Origin of the sequence: Streptomyces sp. NPDC048441, from assembly GCF_043200235.1 — a bacterium.
GTDB lineage: Bacteria > Actinomycetota > Actinomycetes > Streptomycetales > Streptomycetaceae > Streptomyces.
This window is the reverse complement of the sequence record NZ_JBICXM010000004.1, coordinates 511604-531335: the sequence shown is the minus strand read 5'-3', so window position 1 is coordinate 531335 and position 19732 is coordinate 511604. Positions and strand designations below refer to the sequence as shown.

Genomic DNA, 19732 nt, shown 5'->3' with positions numbered 1-19732 from the left:
CCTGACGCCTTCCCGGCACAGGACCCTTCGGTAACATGATGTTTCGCATGGCGCACGAGGGAGCGCTATACGCAACAGAATCCGGTCGGGATGCCCATCACGTCAAGGGCTTCCCGAAGACGCGGCTTCAACGGGCCGCCAGGTGGTGAGAGTGGACATATGACCGGTACGCGGAAACAGCCTGATCAGAACGAGAAGCCGCGCGAGAACCGGCCCGAGAACCAGCCCGAGCCACGCGAGAAACAGCCGAAAGCCGCACCGGGATCCGTCCAGTCCGTGGACCGCGCGGTCAGCGTCCTGGAGATACTCGCCCGACTCGGCGAGGCCGGAGTCACCGAGATCGCCGACGAGCTGGGGGTGCACAAGTCGACGGCGTTCCGGCTGCTCGGAGTCCTGGAGAACCGGGGCCTCGTGGGCCAGGCCAAGGACCGCGGGAAGTACTTCCTGGGGGCCGGCGTACTCCGCCTCGCGGGGGCGGCGGCAGTGCGTCTGGACATCTCCCAGGAGGGTGGCCCCGTCTGCCGCGATCTCGCCGACGAACTGGGCGAGACCGTCAACATCGCGATCATCGACGAGGACGCCGCGGTCAACATCATGCAGGCCCGCGGCCCCTCGTCGGTGACCGCGCAGAACTGGCTCGGCAGGCGCACCCCGCTGCACGCCACCTCCAGCGGCAAGATCCTCCTGGCCCACCTCCCGACGACTCTGCGCGAGGGCCTGATCGCGCGTACGCTGCCGCGCCTGACCGAGCACACGGTGACCGGAACGGTGGCGCTGCGCGGCGAGCTCGAGGTCGTCGTCGACCGGGGGTACGCCATCGCCGTGGAGGAGCTCGAAGTGGGCCTGGCCGCCGTCGCCGCACCGGTGCGGGCGCACGACGGCAAGGTGATCGGGGCGCTCAGCACGTCAGGGCCCGTGTACCGCCTGACCGAGGACCGCCTCACCGAGCTCGCCAAGCGCACGGTCGCCGCCGCACTCGAGCTGTCGCGACGGATGGGCTACGGCTTCTGACGGGCCGCCGCTAGACGCCTGATACGAGGGCGGAGCCAGGGATTCCCGGCTCCGCCCTCCTTGCGTGTGCCAGTGCGTGTGCCAGTGCGTGTGTCGGTCACGTTTCGCTGTGCCCAGGTGATTTGCGAAGGCTTAACTCCCACCCCTTGACGACCTCTTGATGGCGTTCCCACTATGTCTCTCATAGCGCAACCCGTCGTGCAGTGCGCAACAGCAGAGGAGCCTGGCCGTGCCACACGAGGTCCGTGCCGTCGTCGCCACGAAGAAGGGCGCACCCGTCGAGGTGCAGACGATCGTCGTGCCAGATCCAGGACCGGGAGAGGTCCTCGTCTCTGTGCAGGCCTGCGGGGTCTGCCACACGGATCTGCACTACCGGGAAGGCGCGATCAACGACGACTTCCCGTTCCTGCTCGGCCATGAGGCCGCCGGTACCGTCGAGGCGGTCGGCGCCGACGTCACCGACCTCTCCCCCGGCGACTATGTGGTGCTCGCCTGGCGCGCCCCCTGCGGAGCCTGCCGCTCCTGTCTGCGCGGTCGCCCCTGGTACTGCTTCGACTCCCGTAACGCCGCCCAGCCCATGACCCTCCTGGACGGCACCCCCCTGAGTCCCGCCCTCGGCATCGGCGCCTTCGCCGAGAAGACCCTGGTCGCCGCCGGGCAGGCGGTGAAAGTGGACCCGGCGGCACGCCCCGAGGCCGCCGGTCTCATCGGCTGCGGGGTGATGGCCGGATACGGGGCCGCCGTGAACACCGGCGGGGTGGGACGCGGCGACACCGTGGCTGTCATCGGCTGCGGGGGCGTCGGCAACGCCGCGATCGCCGGGGCCTCCCTCGCGGGAGCGCGCCGCGTCATCGCCGTCGACATCGACGAGGCCAAGCTCGACGGGGCGACCCGGTTCGGCGCCACGCACACCGTCAACTCCCGTCGCACGGACCCGGTCGACGCGGTCCGCGAGCTCACCGGCGGTTTCGGGGTCGACGTGGCGATCGACGCGGTCGGCACCCCGTCGACGTACAAACAGGCCTTCTACATGCGCGATCACGCGGGTGTGCTCGTGCAGGTCGGTGTGCCCGACCCGCGGATGACGATCGATCTGCCGCTGATCGATCTGTTCTCGCGCGGGGGCGCCCTCAAGTCCTCCTGGTACGGCGACTGTCTGCCGACGCGGGACTTCCCGATCCTCGTCGACCAGTATCTGAGCCGCAGGCTCGACCTCGGCGGGTTCGTCTCCGAGACCATCACGCTCGACCAGGTCGAGGAGTCGTTCGGCAGGATGCACCGCGGTGAGGTCCTGCGTTCGGTGGTGGTCCTGTGAGCGACACCGCCTCCGCGCCGCAGGCCGACGCTCCGGCGCTCCAGGCCGAATCCCCGACACCCCGCGTCGTCATCGTCGGCGCAGGCATCGTCGGCTGTTCCCTCGCCGACGAGCTGACCGCCCGCGGCTGGACCAACGTCACCGTCCTCGAACAGGGCCCGCTGGCCGCCCCGGGCGGTTCCACTTCGCACGCCCCCGGTCTGGTCTTCCAGACCGGCCCTTCCAAGACCCTGACCACGTTCGCCACGTACACGATTCAGAAGTTCGGGGCGCTCGAAGTGGACGGCCTGTCCTGCTTCAACCCCGTCGGTGGCCTCGAACTCGCCACCACGCCCGAGCGCTTGGCCGACCTGCACCGCAAGGCCGGATACGCCGCCTCCTGGGGCATCCGCGCGGATCTGGTCGGACCCTCACGGTGCAAGGAGATGTGGCCGCTCATCGACGAGGGCAAGGTCCTGGGCGGTCTGCACACCCCCGACGACGGGCTCGCCCGCGCCGTGCTCGCCTGCCGTGCGCAGATCGAGCGGGCACGCGCGCGTGGAGCGCGTTTTCTCGACCGGCACACCGTGACCGGCGTGGAGCAGGAGGACGGCCGCGTCACCGCCGTCGTCACCGACCGGGGCACCTTCCCCGCCGACCACGTCGTATCGGCGGCGGGCTTCTGGGGTCCGGTGATCAGCCGGATGGCCGGTGTCGACATACCCCTGCTCCCGCTCGCCCACCAGTACGCGAAGACGGAGCCGCTCCCCGAGCTCGCGGGCGTCAACGACCCGCGCGCGGAGGCTTCGAAGCCGATCCTCCGCTTCCAGGACCGCGATCTGTACTTCCGTGAGCACACCGACCGCATCGGCATCGGTTCGTACGCCCACCGCCCGCTGCCCGTGGACGCGTTCACGGTCCCGGCGTACGACGACGCGAAGGAGATGCCGTCCTCTTACCCCTTCACCGAGGAGGATTTCGCGCCGAGTTGGGAGGACTGCCGCTGGCTGCTGCCCCCACTGCGGGACGCCGAGATCGCGGAGGGATTCAACGGAGTCTTCTCCTTCACGCCGGACGGGATGCCGGTCCTCGGCGAGTCCCGTGCCCTGCGCGGCTTCTGGCTGGCCGAGGCGGTGTGGGTGACGCACTCCGCGGGCGTGGCCAAGGCGGTCGCCGAGTGGATGGTCGACGGGCAGCCCTCCATCGACGTGCACGACTGCGACCTCACGCGCTTCGAGGATGCCCAGCGCTCCCCTTCGTACGTCGCCGACCGCGGGGCACAGCAGTTCGTCGAGGTCTACGACGTGCTCCATCCGTTGCAGCCCATGGAGCAGCCGCGCCCCCTGCGGGTCAGCCCCTTCTATGCTCGGCAGCAGGAGTTGGGCGCCGTCTTCCTTGAGGGCGGCGGCTGGGAGCGCCCGCACTGGTACGAGGCGAACGCCCCGCTCCTCGCGGACGTCGAGGTCCCCGAACGCGACGCCTGGTCGGCCCGCTACTGGTCGCCGATCGCGGCCGCGGAGGCCAAGGCGACCCGCGAGAAGGTCGCCCTCTACGACATGACGCCGCTGCGCCGCCTGGAGGTGTCAGGCCCCGGAGCGCTCACCTTCCTCCAGCGCATGACCTCCAACAACCTGGCGAAGAAGCCAGGTGCGGTGACGTACACCCTCCTCCTCGACGAGTCGGGCGGCATCCGCTCCGACCTGACAGTGGCCCGTCTCGCCCCGGACCGCTTCCAGGTCGGCGCCAACAGTCCGGCCGACCTGGACTGGCTCCTCCGGCACGCCCCCGGAGACGTCCAGCTGCGCGACATCACCTCCGGCACCTGCTGTATCGGCGTCTGGGGCCCGCTCGCCCGCGCTCTCGTCCAGCCGCTCACCCGCGACGACTTCTCGCACGAGGCGTTCGGCTACTTCAAGGCGAAGGAGACGTACATCGGGCATGTGCCCGTGACGGCGATGCGCCTCTCGTACGTCGGTGAGCTGGGCTGGGAGCTCTACGCGAGCGCCGATACCGGGCTCCGGCTCTGGGACACGCTGTGGGAGGCGGGGCAGGAGCACGGCGTGATCGCGGCCGGCCGGTCCGCCTTCAACAGCCTGCGCCTGGAGAAGGGTTACCGCGCCTGGGGTCACGACATGACCACCGAACACAACCCCTACGAGGCGGGCGTCGGCTTCGCGGTCCGCATGGACCGGGGCGACTTCCTGGGCCGTGCCGCGCTCGAACAACTCGGCGCCCCCGCCCGGAAGCTGACCGCCCTGCTCCTCGACGACCCGGCCGCCGTCGTCCTCGGCAAAGAGCCGGTCTACGTAGACGGGGTCCCGGCCGGTTACGTCACCAGCGCCTCGTACGGCTACACGCTGGGCCGTTGCGTCGCCTACGCGTGGCTCCCACAGCTGGAGACGGGCGCGGGCGTGCACATCGAGTACTTCGGCGAGAAGGTGCCCGCCACGGTCGCCGAGGAGCCGTTGTTCGACCCGAAGATGACCCGCATCCGCCGCTAGAGGCCCATCAGCCGCTGTATTGGAGGAAGCCCTGTGTCCCCCACCTATGACGTGATCGTGATCGGTCTCGGCGGCATGGGCAGCGCCGCCGCCCACCATCTGTCCGCGCGTGGCGCCCGTGTCCTCGGCCTGGAGAAGTTCGGGCCCGTGCACAACCGCGGGTCCAGCCACGGGGGTTCGCGCATCACCCGGCAGTCCTACTTCGAGGACCCCGCGTACGTCCCGCTCCTCCTGCGCTCGTACGAACTCTACGCACGCCTGGAGCGCGACACCGGGCGCGAGATCGCCACCCTGTGCGGCGGCGTGATGCTCGGCCGCCCCGAGAGCCGCACCGTCTCCGGATCGCTGCTCTCCGCACAGCAGTGGGACCTCCCGCACGAGATGCTCGACGCCCCCGGGATACGCCGCCGCTTCCCGACGCTCAGCCCGCGCGACGACGAGGTCGCGCTGTACGAGGCGCGGGCCGGCCTCGTCCGCCCCGAGAACACCGTCGCCGCACATCTTCAGCTCGCCACGCGGCAGGGCGCCGACCTGCACTTCGAGGAGCCGATGACGCGCTGGGAGCCGTATCGGGACGGCGTCCGCGTGCACACCGCCGAAGACACCTACACGGCGGGCCAGCTGGTGATCTGTCCGGGAGCCTGGGCGCCGCAGCTGCTCACCGACATCGGGGTGCCGTTCACCATCGAGCGGCAGGTCATGTACTGGTTCCAGCCGACCGGCGGCGTGCACCCCTTCCTGCCGCAGAACCACCCGATCTACATCTGGGAGGACGCCGACGACGTGCAGGTCTACGGCTTCCCGGCGATCGACGGCCCGGATCTCGGCGCGAAGGTCGCCTTCTTCCGCAAGGGCACCGCGTGCACTCCGGAGACCATCGAGCGCACGGTCCACGCGCATGAGGTCGAGGCGATGGCCGGGCACATGGCACGCCATATCCCGTCCCTGCCGGGGCAGTTCCTCAAGGCCGCGACCTGTATGTACTCCAACTCGCCCGACGAACACTTCGTCATCGCCCGCCACCCGGCCCACCCGGATTCGGTCACCGTCGCGGCCGGATTCTCCGGGCACGGCTTCAAGTTCGTGCCGGTCGTCGGCGAGATCGTCGCCGATCTGGCGCTGCGGGGCGCCACCGAGCACCCCATCGAGCTCTTCGACCCCAGCCGCCTTGCCGCCGCGCCCGCTTGAGCCGCCGCGCCCGCTTGAGGAGTACGCCACCGTGACGACGACCCCTGAGGCCCCGTCCACCGCCAGCCTGATCACCACGCTGCCGGGCCACTTCTACACCGACCCGGAGATCTTCCGGCAGGAGCAGGAACGTGTCTTCGAGTCCCTCTGGTTCTGCGCGGTGCGCTCCGCCGACCTCGACAAACCCGGCGCCTTCCGGACCGTCCAGATCGGCCGCGAGAGCGTACTGATCACCCGCTCGCGGTCCGGGGGCCTGCGCGCCTTCCTCAACATCTGCCGCCATCGCGGCGCCCGCCTCTGCACACAGGAGTCGGGCGAGGTGCGTCGCGCACTCCAATGCCCGTACCACGCATGGACGTACAACCTCGAAGGCAAGCTGATCGCCGCGCCGAACCTGGTGAAGATGCCCGACGTCGACCGCACAGAGTACGGCCTGGTCAAGGTCGCGCTGCGGGAGTGGCTCGGCTATGCCTGGGTTTGTCTGGCCGACGAACCGTCCTCCTTCGAAGAGACCGTCATCGGTGCGGCCGTGGAGCGTCTCGGCAACTCGGCGTCCATCGAAAATTACGGAACCGAAGGACTCGCCCTCGGCAAGCGCGTCACGTACGACGTGCGCGCCAACTGGAAGCTGATCGTCGAGAACTTCATGGAGTGCTATCACTGCGCGACCATCCACCCCGAACTGACGGAGGTCCTTCCGGAGTTCGCTGACGGGTTCGCCGCCCAGTACTACGTAGGGCACGGCGCATCCTTCGGTGAGGAGGTCAGCGGTTTCACCGTCGACGGCAGCTCGGGCTTCGGCCGTCTGCCCGAGATCGCCGACGACCAGGACCGCCGCTACTACGCGATCACCATCAAGCCGACCGTCTTCATCAACCTCGTCCCCGACCATGTGATCCTGCACCGCATGTTCCCGCTGGCCGAGGACCGTACGGTAGTCGAGTGCGACTGGCTGTACACACCCGAGGTCGTCGCGTCCGGCGTCGACCTCGACAAGTCCGTGGAGCTCTTCCACCGCGTCAACGAGCAGGACTTCGAGGCCTGTGAGCGCACCCAGCCCGCGATGGCGTCACGCGCCTATCGCGGAGGCGGGGTGCTGGTGCCGACCGAGCATCACATCGGGCAGTTCCACGAGTGGCTGACCGGTCGGCTCGCCTAGGACTCACTAGCCTCGGACTTACGAGGTCGAGGCGGCAGGGCGCTTGTACATCCGCGTCGCCGTGATCTCCCCGTGCACGGTCTCCTCGCCCGGGTCCTGCTGCGGCAGGCCCGGCCTGAGGTGTTCTTCGACGCTGATGTACTTCAGGCCCGCACGCAGGTCCGCGTCGTTCCGCAACCGGATGACCAGCGGGAACTCGGCCAGCGCGGTCGTGTCGAACAGCCCTGTCGTGTAGAGCAGTTGCACGCCGAGCGCGTCCGACACGGCCCGCTGGAGCTCCAGGAGGTACGTGGCGTTGGCGCGGCCGATGGGATTGTCGAGGAAGAGCGTGCCCGCGTGGCGGTGCTTGTCACGGCCCCGGTCGTTGCTGCGCAGGGCGGCCATCGTGCAGTACAGGGCGATGGCGGCGGTGAGCAGCTGGCCGCCGGAGAAGACGTCGCCCATCTGGCCGACCGGCACGCGCTCGGCGCGCAGGACGGCGTCCGGCTTGAGGATCTCGACGGCGATGCCGCGCGGCTCCAGGGCGGCCTGAACTCCGCGCAGCAGCAGGGACATGCCGTCCCGCCGCATGTCGGAGTTCTTCTTGACGGCGGCCCGTGTGGCGTCGTCGATGACCTCGCCGAGGCGCTCGGTCAGAGTCGCCTGGTCGGGCTCTTCGAAGCGGACGCGCAGGAACTCCTGGCCCGACCACTCCCCCAGGCCCTCGGGCAGCTGCGAAAGCCGCTGTGCCGACCTGAGCGTGGCGAGCGAGGACTCCACGAGCCCGCGGAGCCGGTCCACGATGCTGTCGCGGTTGCGCTCGAGCTGCTCCAGCTCGTCGGTGAGCACGCGCAGGCGGGGCGCGAAGGCGTCGGCCCACTTCTTGGCGTGCTCCGGAAGGGCGGATGCGGGCAGTTCGCGGATCTGCTGGCGGGCGGGGGTGCGCACCTGCTCGTAGCGGGTGGAGTTCGCGTGCCGTACGAGGATGTCACTGGCCTCGCGGACAGCGGCCTCGGCGGAAGAGAGGTCGGCGGCGCAGCCACGCAGGGAGCGGCGGGCCTCGGCCGCGGACTGGCGGGCCTCTTCGAGGGAGCCGGGGTAGGGCTCGGGCTCTTCGGTCGTCTCTTCCTCGTGGTGCTGCTCGCGCAGCAGGTCGCGCAGGAGGGCCGCCGTCTCGTCGAAGCCTCCGGCGGCGTCCTCCGTGGCGCGGTGGGCGTGCAGGAGGGTGGCGTGCGCGTCCTTGGCCTGGCTCAGCGCATCGGTGTGGGCGGCCAGTTCGCCGGTGGCGGTGCGCAGGAGGGTCTGCGCCTGCTCGGCGTCGGCGGGGACAAGCTCTTCGGGGAGCTCGGTGTGCGCGTCGCCGTCCTGCGGGGCGAGCCGCTCGGCCTCGCCGCGGAGCCTGCCGAGCTGCTCGCTCGCGGTGGATGCGCGGGTCTCGATGAGCTGGACCTGGGCTTCCGCGCGCGCGGATGCGGCCTGCCGGGAAGGACCGTCGGAGCCGTCCGTGCCCTCAAGGAGCAGGGCGGCACGGGTGCGGACCTTGTTGCTGAGCCGGTCGAGTTCGGCGAGTGCACTGCTCTCGTCGCTCTCGGCGCGGGCCTGTTCGGCGCGCAGGTCGGCGCCGACGCCGACCTTTTCGTAGAGCTGGGACGCGGCGCGGTAGGCCTCGCGGAGTGCGGGCAGGGAGGTCTTGGGGGCGCCGGTGTCCTCCGGCAGCTCCTCGGGGGCGCCTGCGATCTCGGCGCGCTCGGCGCGCAGGGTACGCGCGGTGCGGCGGGCGTCGTCGGCAGCGCGCTGGGCGGCTCGGCGGTCCTCGTCGGCGGCGCGTGCACGATCCAGGCACGTCTGGGCGCGGGACTCCGACTCGACGGCGTCGTCGGCGAGTTCACGCAGCTTGGTCTGCCAGCCCGCGCGCTCGCGCAGGCGGAACGCGAGCCCCGCGAGGGCGTCGGCGACGCGTCGTGCGCGCTGGGTGGCTTCCTGCCGCTCATCACGCGCGCGTGCCCCTTCGGCCGCCGCCTCGTCGGCCTCGGCGCGGACCGAACGAACTTCGGCGAGCTCGGTCTCGGCCTCCTCGGCGAAGGCACGGGCGCTCCGTGCGGCGACGGCGAGCTCGTCGAGCCGCCCTGCCGGGCAGCCGCCGCGCCAGGAGGCGAGCCGTGCGGCGAGCTCACGGTCCTTGGCGAGCCGGACGGCGAGCGCCCTGATCTCCTCGTCGCGCTGCGCCGCCCGCGCGCGGAGCGTCTGCCGCTCCTCGTCGGCGGCATGCTCGTCGTGCATGGCGGGGTTCGGCGGTACGAGGAAGACATCACCGCCCTGTGCGTCTTCACCGGGGGTCGGGGCGAGGAGGGCGGCAGCTGTGCCCACGGCCACGGCTGACCGGGGCAGCAGGGCGGCGCCGGCGAGCGCTTCGCGGGCCCGTGCGTGCGTGGCGGGGTCGGTGATAACGACGCCGTCGACCAGCTCGGGCCGGGCGGCGAGCACGCGCGCGTGGTCGGCGGGGTCGACGGCCTGGGCGAGATAGCGCCAGCCGGGCAGGGCGGGGATGCCGTGCTCGCCGAGGAACTCGACGGTGGCCAAGACGTCAGGCCCCGGCGGGAGCAGCCCGCCGTCACCGAGGGCGCCCAGGATCCGGGCGTCGTCGGCGGCGGCGGTGCGCAGTTCGAAGAGCTGCCGCTCGGCGGAGGCGACGCCGTCTTCGAGGAGCGTGCGGAGGTCGTCGGCGCTGCGGTCCAGCTCCGGGATGGAGAGGGTGTCTTCGGTCACGGAGTGCGGGCCGGTGCCGGGTCCCCCGTCCCCATCGGCCGGACCTGCGCCGTGCCGAGGCTGCGGCACCCCGCCCAGGGAGCCGGCCCCCGGCAGACCGAGCAGCTCGGCCAGGCGTTCGTCCCCCGCGATCGACTCCGCGGCCCCGCGCTCCGCGTCGTACGCGTGCTCGGCGGCGTCCGCAGCGTCCGACGCGCGGGCCGCGGTGAGTTCGGCACGGGCCTCGGCCGCGGCGGCCTCCTTGGCGTGCTCGGCGGCGCGCAGGGACGTCTCGCGGGCGGTGTCCCAGGCGGCCACCGTGGTCTTCTCGGCATCGCTGGCGGCCAGTGCCGCGCGCGCCGGGTCGGCGTCCGGCGCGGTGTCGTCGAGCCACCCCGCGCGGACCGCCTCAGCGGTCTCCTGCTCGACCTCGGTGAGGCGCTGACGCAGGTGCCCGGCCTCGCTGCGGGCGCGCTGTGCCTCGGTCGCGGCGGCGGTGGCGTCCCGGTGGGCGACTTCGCCGGTCTCCTGGAGCGCCGCCGAGCGCTCCTCCTCTTCGTTCGCGACTGACTCGGCGCCTTCGGCTGCGGTGTGCAGGACTCGTACGAGATCGGCCGCCGCCTTGGCGCGTGCGGCGAGCGCGGGGGCCGCGTCCCGCTCGGCCTCCAGGATCGCGGAGGCCACGCGCGCGGAGCGGTCGGCGGCCGCACGGTGGCGCAGAACGGCCTCTGCGGCTTGCCACGCGGAGTGCAGCTGGCGTGCGTCGGCGAGCTCACGGCGCTGCGCGGCGGCTGCCTTCTCGGCGACGGTGAGCGCCAACGATGCGTGCCGGAAGGCGAGTTCGGCGGAGATCAGCGCGCACCTGCCGCGTGCCTCCTCCGCCGTGGTGACGGTGTGCGCGGCGGCGGTGACCCGCTCGGCGAGCTCCCCGGCGCGGCCCCGCTCGGCGACACCACGCGCGGAGAAGCGGCGGGCGAGCGTCCTTGTGCGCCGCTCGGCACCGGCATGGACGTCACGCGCGCGTGAGCGCGTGTCGGCGGCGTCGACGATCCGCCCGAGCAGGTCGACGGAGCCCGCGGTGAAGTCGCGTTCGGCGATGAGTTCGGAGCGGCGCCCCAGCTTGTTGCCGAAGCCGTGGACGAGGTCGGCGAGGCCGTCCGTGTCGCGCGTGTCCGTGACGGCGCGCAGCAGCAGGTCGGTGAAGTCGGAGTCCTTCTTGACGGCGAAGAGGCCCGCCGCCTCGCCCTCGTCCGCGTTCATCTCGCGCTGGTAGCGGAAGAGTTCGGGGTCGAGGCCCAGGTCGCCGAGGTGTTCGATCCAGCGGTCGTGGGTCTCCTCCCAGTGCACTTCGAGGTGGGGGTACACCTTGGCCGCGTCGGTCAGCGCATCCCGGAAGCCCTTCATGGTGCGCCGCCGCCCCTGCGCGCCCGACACGCCCTCTACGGACGGCCGTACGGCGGTGGCCTCGGCGACCGGCAGCGAGTCCAGGCTCATGCCGGGGCCCGGCCGGAAGGAGTACCAGGCCTCGGCGAACTTCCGCGGGTCGTTCGAGACCTGCCGGCCACGCCATTCGCTGACCTTGCCGACGACGACGCACTCGCCGGTCAGCGTGTGCTGCCATTCCAGGGCGACATGGCCGCAGTCGTCGGCGAGGAGGAACTTCCGCAGGACTCCGGAGCTCGCGCCGCCCAGCGTGTTCCGGTGGCCCGGCAGCATCACCGAGAAGATCAGCTTGAGCAGGACGGATTTGCCGCCGCCGTTCTCCAGGAAGAGCACGCCCGCGGGCGCCGGGCGGCGTGGGGGACCTACCGGCTCGTCCTCGAAGAACTCCGCCTGGGCGGGCGCGGGGTCGGGCACCTCAGCGCCGACGCCGCGCAGGTCAAGCACGGTGTCGGCGTAGCGCGCACCGGCGGGGCCGATGGAGTAGAGGCGGACCCGGGACAGCTCGTACATGGCGGCGGACTCTCGTCGTAAGTCGTGCGGAGAAGCAGGAAGGTGCGGGGTGACACCGGGAGTGGCGTCAGGCGGTGGCGTCAGGAGTGGAAGGGCAGACCCGCGTCGGCGGCCAGTTCCAGATCGTCGGTGTCATCAGGGGGCAGCAGGGTCGCGGACCCGTCCGTGACGGGCACGATGCCGAGCTCGATGAGCTCGGCCATGGCGGCGCCGCCCGCCATGTCGCGCACCTGCAACTGATAGCGGGCCGTAGTGCGGTACGTCCCCCCAGAGTCGTCTCCCGTGCGTTGCAGGAACCCGGATTCGGTGAGGAACGTGACGGCCTTGCCGATGATGCCGGTGGTCGATCCGGCGAGACGGCGGGCGTCCTTGGTAGCGCCCGTCGAGCTCCGCCGCGCCCAGATCCGCCAGGCGGCCTCCAGGCTGGGAGCGTCGGTCGCCGGGTCGGTGTTCTCGCCCTGTTCGTCGGCGCGCTCCTCCAGGCGGTGGCAGGCCTGGCGTACGAAGGCGTCGACTCCATTGACCGTGACCCGGCCGATGTACCCGTCGTCGGCGAGGTCCTCGGGGCGGGGGAACGCCAGGGCGGCGACGGCGAGATGTGCGAGGCCGTGCAGGAAGCGGTCGGTGGAGTCGGCGGTCGTACGGCGTGCGTAGTCCCCCATGCGGACGGCGAACACGGAGTCCTCGGCGGCCGTCACGGCCATCCCCGCGCGCGGGGACACCTCCAGGACGACGAGGCCGAGCCCGGCGGCGACGGCGTCGGCGAGCCGTGCGAAGGGCGGGTCCTCGCGATGCCGGCGCAGCAGCTCGGCGTACTCCTGGTCGCGGGCGGGCTGGAGCTTGGGCTGCAGTCCGAAGGCGACCAGGCGCGCGGCGTCGGCGGCGTCGGCCGGGGTGATGGCGGCGGTCGCGGCGGGCGCTGCCGGTGACTCCGGCTCGACCCACGCGGCGTGCTCTGCGGGGTGCTCGGTCACGGCTTGTGCTCCTTGCGGCGGTCGTCCGGGAGGGTCTTGAGAGGCGGGAGGGTCTTGAGGGGGTCGGGAGTGCTCACGCGGCCTCCGTCCGTCCTGCCGCCATCCCGGCGGCGTCGAGGAGCGCGGTGCCCACGATGAGGTCGGCGCCGCCGAACTCCGGATCGTCCAGTTCGGTGCCGTCGTCCACGGCGAACAGGAGCTTCTCCTCGCCCTGGCGGTAGGCGGTGCCGACCGGTGGGCTCGCGGCGTGGACCGCCAGGAGAGCGACCAGGTAGGGCAGTTCGGTGTCGCGGCGGCGGGCGTCGGCGAGCAGTCCGGAGAGGCGCCTCGGCGCGTCGGACGGCAGGTCGAGCAGCTCCATGGCACTGGCGAGTTGCGCCTCGCTGAACCGGCTGTCGTCGGGGGTGGCGATGAGGTCGGGCTCGGGCATCTCCACGCCCAGGTGCTCCCGCTCCAGCGGCGGCGTGAGCAGTATGTCGACGAGGTCCCCCATACGAACGGAGACGGGCGTGCGCAGCCCCGTCCCGCGCGCGAAGAAGGCGTCCGTCACGCGGCTCGCCTGCTCGACGGGGAGCGGCAGGAGGGGCGCGACGAGCTGGCCGTACAGATCAAGACCGGTCCGCGCGGTGGGCGTCGCGAAGGCCTGACGGTCCTGCTCGGCACGGAACAGCGGCCCCGCGTCGAGGAGCCGGGACTGCAGCTGCGTATGGCGGCGGATGCAGTCCTTGACGATGTCGACGAGCTCGGCGGCGCGGCGCTTCTGCTCGGGATCCTCGGATTCGTCGCGTGCCTTGCGGATGTTGGTCAGGATCGCGTTCTCGTGGCGATACCGGTCGGCCACGTGGTCGAGCGCCTCGGCGATCATGTCGGGGACGGCTTGGAGCCAGTCCACCGCGCGGACGTTTCGCCGGGTGGCGTCGAGTGCCCTGCGGAGGGTCTCCGAATACTGCACGGTGCGATAGCGCGCCTGCTCGGCCGCGAGCTGGGCATCGGCGAGACGGCCGCGGCTGATCAGCACCTCGAGCTTCACCTCGGCGGCGATCTGGGCGCTCGTGACGTCGGTGTCGAGGGCGCCCACGAGGACGTTGACCGCCTCGTCCGTCGTACGGAGATAGACACTTCCCCCATAGCCGGGGACTTCTTCGATCAGCTTGAAGTCGTAGTCCCTGCGCACATAGGTGCCGTCGGGCGCGAAAGTGCCGTACACCGCGCGGAAGCCGCGGTCGACGCTGCCGACGTTGATCAGGTTCTCCAGGACCCAGCGGGCCACGCGCTCATGCTCGGCCACGGGGCGCCGGGGGGCCTGGGCGGCGACGCGCGGGAGCAGCCTGGCCACTATCTGCTCATGATCGGCGCCGGTGTCGAAGTCCATGTTCAGTGTGACGAGGTCGATGGCGGAGAGGGCCACCTCCGCCATCGCGTACACCGAATACTCGCCCGCGAGGTTGGCCTTGCGCACGTCGAGGTCGTGCAGCGGCGCCGTGCAGGCGAGCGCGCGGAGCCGCCGCGCCAGGCCCTCGTCGGCGGCCGGGCCCAGGGCGGGCCTCGGCCCCGCGCTGAGCTGGGGCGGAGCGGTGTCCGAAACGGCAGGCGAAGTCACGGTGCACAGACTAGATCCTCGGTCTGACAACGGTCGAAACGGCGCAGATCTGACAGCGTCGGACCGAGGCCCGCACAGGGCTCAGGAGCCTGCCCGCTCGCCCTCCGCCACGCGCTGGCCGTAGGCCTCGACGAGGCCGAGGCGCGAGTCGTCCAGGTAGACCGCGAGCAGCCGCTCGGCCTCCACCGCGTCCCCGGCCTGAAGGGTCCCCAGGATCTGCCGATTGCGTACGAGATACGGCTCGTGCAGCCGCCGTGGATCGTCCACCACATGGAAGGCCAGGCGCAGTTCGGCGAAGACGCTGCGCATCACCTCGTCGGTGCGGGCGCTTCCGGCGAGGGCGACCAGCTCGCGGTGGAAGTGGATGTTGGCCGTGGAGACGCCCTTCCACTGCCGCTCGCGGGCGGCCTTCGTGCCCTCCGCGACGGCGTTCGCGAGTCCGTCCAGCGTGAAGGGCGGGTCGCCGAGTCCGCGGACGACCGCGCATTCGACGAGGCGCCGGGTGCGGTAGATGTCCTCCACGTCTTCAATCGTGAGAACTCGGACAAATACCCCGCGATTGAGCTGGTGCACGAGCAGTCGTTCGTGCGTGAGGAGGCGGAAGGCCTCGCGCAGCGTGTTGCGCGAGACGCCGAGCGCGCCGCCGATGCTGTCCTCCGAGAGCCGTGCCCCCGGCGGGAAATAGCCCTCCGCTATGCGACTCCGGAGGATGTCCGAGACCCGCTCCGCGGTGCTGGTGCGCCCAAGAAGCGCACGGTCGTCGGCCAGTCCGCTCGCGTCAGCCATTCCCTCAGCCATGCCCGGATTCAATCGCAGATAAGAGAACGAGACAACATGGGTATTGAAGGATCGTTCAACGATCCTCTAACTTGTCGGGCACGGCTCAGCACAGTCCGCGCGTCCCCCTCCTGCGAGGTGCCCATGAGCACTCCCCCTCCACCGCCGCCCGTTTCTCCCGTTTCGACCGAAGTGCGTCCCGTAGACGGCGAACTCCCCCATGACGACGGCGCGTTCGGCTGGATGCGCGCCCTCGGCCCGCGCGGTCGCCGCGCCTTCGCGGGCGCTTTCGGCGGCTACGCCCTCGACTCCTACGACTACTTCACGCTGCCGCTGAGCATGGTCGCGATCGCCGCGTACTTCGGCCTGGACAGCGGCCAGACCGGCCTGCTCACCACGGTCACGCTGGTCGTCTCCGCCATTGGCGGCGCGATCGCCGGGGTGGTCGCGGACCGGATCGGCCGGGTCAAGGCGCTGATGATCACGGTCGTCACGTACGCGGTCTTCACCGTCGCCTGCGGCTTCGCCCCCAACTACGAGACCCTGCTGGTCTTCCGCGCCCTCCAGGGCCTCGGTTTCGGCGGCGAATGGGCGGTCGGCGCGATACTGGTCGCCGAGTACGCCACCGCCAAGAATCGCGGCCGCACGCTCGGCGGAATCCAGAGCGCCTGGGCGATCGGCTGGGCTCTCGCGGTGATTGTCTACACCGTGGTGTTCCAGTTCGTGGACGAGGACATCGCCTGGCGCATGCTGTTCTGGACCGGCGCGCTGCCTGCCCTGCTCGTCGTCTACGTGCGCCGCAATGTGCACGACGCCCCCGAAGCGGCCGCCGAACGCCAGAGGAGCTCCGACAAGGGGTCGTTCACGGCGATCTTCAGGCCGGGTCTCCTGCGCATCACGCTCTTCGCGGTCCTGCTGTCCACCGGCGTCCAGGGCGGCTACTACACGCTCGCCACCTGGGTACCCACCTACCTCAAGAGCGAGCGCGGACTCACGGTGGTCGGCACGGGCGGGTACCTCGCGTTCCTGATCTCCGGGGCCTTCATCGGCTATCTGGCCGGCGGCTATCTCACCGATGTGCTCGGCCGTAAACGGAACATCACGCTCTTCGCGTTCCTCTCCGCGGCCAGCATCCTCGCGTACACGAACATTCCGGACGGGGCCAACGGCCTTCTCCTTGTGCTCGGTTTCCCGCTCGGCTTCTGTATGTCGGCCATCTTCAGCGGCTTCGGCTCGTTCCTCAGCGAGCTCTATCCGGCCGCCGTGCGCGGCACCGGGCAGGGATTCACGTACAACACCGGTCGTGCCGTGGGCGCCGTCTTCCCCACGATGGTCGGCTTCCTGGCCGACAGCTGGGGCGTGGGCGGCGCCCTGGTCTTCGGTGCGATCGGCTACGCGATCGCCGTCCTCGCCCTCCTCGGGCTGCCCGAGACACGCGGGAAGGAGCTGGCATGAGCCTCACGAGCACAGTGCCGGGGAACCCCAAGGAGGCCCGCGCGCTCTTCCGTTCGGGCGTGAGCGGGCCGACCGCGGGCTGGGCGGCCGGGCACACCCAGGCCAATCTGATCGCCGTCCCCGCCGACTGGGCGTACGACATGCTCCTGTTCTGCCAGCGCAACCCGAAGCCCTGCCCGGTCCTTGACGTCACGGACGAGGGCTCCTGGACCACACCGCTCGCTCCCGGTGCCGATCTCCGCACGGATCTGCCGCGCTACCGGGTGTGGGAGGCCGGCGACCTGGTGGCCGAGCCCACGGACGTGGCCGGGCACTGGCGCGACGACCTGGTGTCGTTCCTCATCGGGTGCAGCTTCACCTTCGAGTGGGCGCTCACCGAGTCGGGGGTGCCGATGCGCCACATCGAGCAGGGCCGCAACGTCTCCATGTACGTCTCCGAGCGCCCCTGCCGCCCCGCGGGCCGTCTGCACGGCCCCATGGTGGTGTCGATGCGCCACGTGCCGCCGGAGCATCTCGCCGCAGCGATCAGGGAGACCGCCCTGCTGCCCGCCGTGCACGGCAGTCCGGTGCACTGCGGCGACCCGGCGGGGCTCGGCATCGACGATCTCGACCGTCCCGATTTCGGTGATCCGGTGGCCGCCGAGCCTGGTGACATCCCGGTGTTCTGGGCGTGCGGGGTGACGCCGCAGGCGGCGGTGATGGCCTCGCGGCCGCCGTTCGCGATCACTCACGCGCCGGGCCAGATGTTCATCACCGACGCCAGGGACGAGCAGTACCGGGTGGCCTGAGCAGGCCACCGGACGGAAACAGGAGAACCACCCGCATGACCGATGCCGTGATCGATCTCAACGCCGACCTCGGTGAGGGCTTCGGCCGCTGGCGCCTGACCGACGACGAGGAACTGCTCTCCGTCGTCACCAGCGCCAACGTGGCCTGCGGCTTCCACGCGGGGGACGCGCCCACCATGCGCCGCGTCTGCGAGCAGGCCGCCGCACGCGGGGTACGGATCGGGGCCCAGGTCTCCTACCGCGATCTGGCGGGCTTCGGGCGTCGCGCGATGGACGTGCCCGCCGATGAGCTCGCGGCCGAAGTGGCGTACCAGATCGGCGCCTTGGAGGTCTTCGCGCGGGCGGCGGGCACGCGCGTGTCGTACGTGAAGCCGCACGGCGCGCTCTACAACCGCGTCGTCCACGACGAGGACCAGGCGCGTGCCGTCGTGGAAGGAGTCCTGCTCGCGGATGACGAGCTGCCTGTCCTCGGGTTGCCCGGATCACGCTTCCTCAAGGTCGCCGAGAAGGCCGGACTTCCCGTCGTCACCGAGGCGTTCGCGGACCGGGCGTACACCCCGGAGGGCACACTCGTGCCACGCGGCAGCGACGGTGCGGTGATCACCGAGGAGGACGTCGTCGTCGACCGCTCCGTGGACATGGCCCGGTACGGGGTCGTCACCGCGCGGGGCGGACAGCGGATCGACGTCCGCGCGCGGTCGTTGTGCCTGCACGGCGACACCCCCGGGGCGGTCGCCCTCGCCCGGGAGGTCCGGGCGCGGCTCGCGGCGGCCGGTGTCCGGGTGGAGGCCTTCGCGTGAGAGTACTTCCGGTCGGCGACCTGGCGCTGCTCGTCGAACTCGCCGACGGTGACGAGGCGCAGGCGCTCCACGCCGAGCTGCTGCGCCGCAGGGCCGCGGGCCTTATCCGGGTAAGGGAGATCGTGCCCGCGGCCCGCACAGTGCTCCTGGACGGCCTTGACGACCTCGACCGCGTCGGAGCGGAGCTTACGGCCCTGGACATCCCGCCGCTGTCGGCGCGTGCGGAGGCGGTACTGGAGATCCCCGTCCGCTACGACGGGCCTGACCTGGTGGATGTGGCGGCGCGCTGGAGGGTGCCCGTGACGGAGGTGGCGCGGATTCACTCGGCGGCCGAATTCCGGGTCGCCTTCTGCGGGTTCGCGCCCGGCTTCGGGTATCTGACCGGGCTTCCGGAGCACTACGGAGTACCCCGGCGGGACACGCCGCGCACGGCCGTCCCGGCGGGAAGCGTCGCCCTGGCGGGGCCGTACACAGGCATGTATCCGCGCACTTCACCCGGCGGCTGGCAGCTGATCGGCACGACGGATGCCGTGCTGTGGGACCACGCGCGCGTGCCTGCCGCGCTGCTCACTCCTGGCGTGCGGGTGCGCTTCGTCCCCGTATCGGACGCACGATGACGGACCGGGCTCTCGCCGTCGTACGGGCCGGTGCGCTGACCACGGTGCAGGACCAGGGTCGCCCCGGCCACGCCCATCTCGGTGTGCCGCGCTCCGGAGCTCTGGACCTGTCCGCGGCCCGCCTCGCCAACCGCCTCGTCGGCAACCCCTCCGAGGCGGCCGTCCTGGAGACCACCCTCAACGGCTGTTCCGTAAGGCCGCGTTGCGCGGTGACGGTGGCGGTCGTCGGTGCGCCCTGCGCGGTAACGGTCGACGGCCGTCCTGTGACGTGGGGCGCGCCCGTGCGGGTGGCGGCCGGGGCGCTGCTCGATGTCGGAGCAGCCGTCTCCGGAGTACGTTGCTATGTCGCGTTCGGCGGTGGAGTGACCGCCGACCCGGTCCTCGCGAGCCGCTCCACGGATCTGCTCTCCGGCCTCGGCCCGCCGCCGCTCGTGGACGGTGCCGTCCTCCCCCTGGGGAGCACCGTCGCGCCCCACGCGCGCGTGGACGCGGTTCCGCATCCGGCGCCACCGCGGGAGTTGGTCCTGCGGGTGATGCCCGGTCCGCGCGCCGACTGGTTCACGCCCGCCGCGATGCGGACGCTCACCACGCGCGCGTACCGCGTGTCGTCGGCGAGCAACCGTATCGGTCTGCGCACCGAAGGCCCCTCCCTGGAGCGGGCGTTCACCGGCGAGCTCCCCAGTGAGGGCATGGTCCTCGGTGCCGTCCAGGTGCCCCCGGACGGGCGGCCCGTGGTGTTCCTCGCCGACCATCCGACGACCGGGGGCTACCCCGTGATCGCGGTGGTCAGGGAGGCGGATCTCGGCGCCGCCGCCCAGGCGGCACCGGGCACGCCGGTGCGTTTCGTACCGGCGGGACGGTGGTGCGGCGTTGAGGCAGTGCGGCGTTGAG

At 71.4% G+C, this 19732-nt stretch carries 14 protein-coding genes; 10 read left to right on the top strand and 4 right to left on the bottom strand.

All coding sequences use genetic code 11. The annotated features are described in order from the left end of the window. The first annotated feature begins 159 nt into the window (after positions 1–159). From ACGFSB_RS13590 to ACGFSB_RS13570, 5 genes are all read left to right on the top strand, one after another. Positions 160–1011: an IclR family transcriptional regulator gene (locus tag ACGFSB_RS13590; protein ID WP_393398004.1), complete on the top strand. Its 852-nt coding sequence runs from the start codon at positions 160–162 to the stop codon at positions 1009–1011. Between the two features lie 229 nt (positions 1012–1240). Next, complete coding sequence (locus tag ACGFSB_RS13585; protein ID WP_393398002.1) at positions 1241–2326, top strand: S-(hydroxymethyl)mycothiol dehydrogenase; 1086 nt, start codon at positions 1241–1243, stop codon at positions 2324–2326. Then, entirely contained in the window at positions 2323–4806 is a 2484-nt protein-coding gene (locus tag ACGFSB_RS13580) for an FAD-dependent oxidoreductase (protein WP_393398000.1), read from the top strand. Before ACGFSB_RS13585 ends, ACGFSB_RS13580 begins: the two co-directional genes overlap by 4 nt. Before the next feature lie 33 nt (positions 4807–4839). Then, entirely contained in the window at positions 4840–5994 is a 1155-nt protein-coding gene (gene solA / locus ACGFSB_RS13575; protein ID WP_393397998.1) for an N-methyl-L-tryptophan oxidase, read from the top strand. Positions 5995–6025: 31 nt separating this feature from the next. Further along, on the top strand, positions 6026–7153 hold the full coding sequence (locus tag ACGFSB_RS13570) for an aromatic ring-hydroxylating dioxygenase subunit alpha (protein WP_393397996.1): 1128 nt from the start codon (positions 6026–6028) through the stop codon (positions 7151–7153). Positions 7154–7171: 18 nt separating this feature from the next. Here ACGFSB_RS13570 and ACGFSB_RS13565 read toward each other — a convergent pair whose 3' ends face one another. The 4 genes from ACGFSB_RS13565 to ACGFSB_RS13550 all read right to left on the bottom strand — a co-directional run bounded on the left by ACGFSB_RS13565 (position 7172) and on the right by ACGFSB_RS13550 (position 15202). Then, positions 7172–11830: a hypothetical protein gene (locus ACGFSB_RS13565; RefSeq protein WP_393397994.1), complete on the bottom strand. Its 4659-nt coding sequence runs from the start codon at positions 11828–11830 to the stop codon at positions 7172–7174. 80 nt (positions 11831–11910) lie between these two features. After that, the gene (locus ACGFSB_RS13560) at positions 11911–12804 is read right to left on the bottom strand and encodes a hypothetical protein (protein WP_393397992.1); all 894 of its coding nucleotides are present in this window, start codon (positions 12802–12804) and stop codon (positions 11911–11913) included. Positions 12805–12877: 73 nt separating this feature from the next. Further along, positions 12878–14404 (bottom strand): hypothetical protein, encoded by a 1527-nt coding sequence (locus tag ACGFSB_RS13555; RefSeq protein ID WP_393397990.1) that lies wholly within the window; start codon positions 14402–14404, stop codon positions 12878–12880. Positions 14405–14485: 81 nt separating this feature from the next. Further along, a complete protein-coding gene (locus ACGFSB_RS13550; protein WP_393397988.1) occupies positions 14486–15202 on the bottom strand; it encodes a GntR family transcriptional regulator in 717 nt (238 codons plus the stop codon). Positions 15203–15325: 123 nt separating this feature from the next. On the opposite strand from ACGFSB_RS13550, the gene ACGFSB_RS13545 reads away from it, so the two are divergent. From ACGFSB_RS13545 to ACGFSB_RS13525, 5 genes are read left to right on the top strand one after another with little or no spacing between them, the layout of a single operon-like run. Continuing rightward, positions 15326–16636 (top strand): MFS transporter, encoded by a 1311-nt coding sequence (locus ACGFSB_RS13545; protein ID WP_393397986.1) that lies wholly within the window; start codon positions 15326–15328, stop codon positions 16634–16636. Then, positions 16633–17424: a putative hydro-lyase gene (locus ACGFSB_RS13540; protein WP_393397984.1), complete on the top strand. Its 792-nt coding sequence runs from the start codon at positions 16633–16635 to the stop codon at positions 17422–17424. Before ACGFSB_RS13545 ends, ACGFSB_RS13540 begins: the two co-directional genes overlap by 4 nt. A 35-nt stretch (positions 17425–17459) precedes the next feature. After that, positions 17460–18224: a LamB/YcsF family protein gene (locus ACGFSB_RS13535; RefSeq protein WP_393397982.1), complete on the top strand. Its 765-nt coding sequence runs from the start codon at positions 17460–17462 to the stop codon at positions 18222–18224. Then, a complete protein-coding gene (locus ACGFSB_RS13530; RefSeq protein WP_393397980.1) occupies positions 18221–18841 on the top strand; it encodes an allophanate hydrolase subunit 1 in 621 nt (206 codons plus the stop codon). The genes ACGFSB_RS13535 and ACGFSB_RS13530 overlap by 4 nt, the downstream gene beginning before the upstream one ends. Next, positions 18838–19731: a biotin-dependent carboxyltransferase family protein gene (locus tag ACGFSB_RS13525; protein ID WP_393397978.1), complete on the top strand. Its 894-nt coding sequence runs from the start codon at positions 18838–18840 to the stop codon at positions 19729–19731. Before ACGFSB_RS13530 ends, ACGFSB_RS13525 begins: the two co-directional genes overlap by 4 nt. Position 19732: the final 1 nt, after the last annotated feature.

Excerpts from the sequence above, each read along its gene's own strand:
- ACGFSB_RS13525 (WP_393397978.1), top strand. The coding sequence starts at position 18,838 with ATGACGGACCGGGCTCTCGCCGTCGTACGGGCCGGTGCGCTGACCACG.
- ACGFSB_RS13565 (WP_393397994.1), bottom strand. The coding sequence starts at position 11,830 with ATGTACGAGCTGTCCCGGGTCCGCCTCTACTCCATCGGCCCCGCCGGT.
- ACGFSB_RS13590 (WP_393398004.1), top strand. The coding sequence starts at position 160 with ATGACCGGTACGCGGAAACAGCCTGATCAGAACGAGAAGCCGCGCGAG.
- ACGFSB_RS13535 (WP_393397982.1), top strand. The coding sequence starts at position 17,460 with ATGACCGATGCCGTGATCGATCTCAACGCCGACCTCGGTGAGGGCTTC.
- ACGFSB_RS13550 (WP_393397988.1), bottom strand. The coding sequence starts at position 15,202 with ATGGCTGAGGGAATGGCTGACGCGAGCGGACTGGCCGACGACCGTGCG.
- ACGFSB_RS13540 (WP_393397984.1), top strand. The coding sequence starts at position 16,633 with ATGAGCCTCACGAGCACAGTGCCGGGGAACCCCAAGGAGGCCCGCGCG.
- ACGFSB_RS13545 (WP_393397986.1), top strand. The coding sequence starts at position 15,326 with ATGAGCACTCCCCCTCCACCGCCGCCCGTTTCTCCCGTTTCGACCGAA.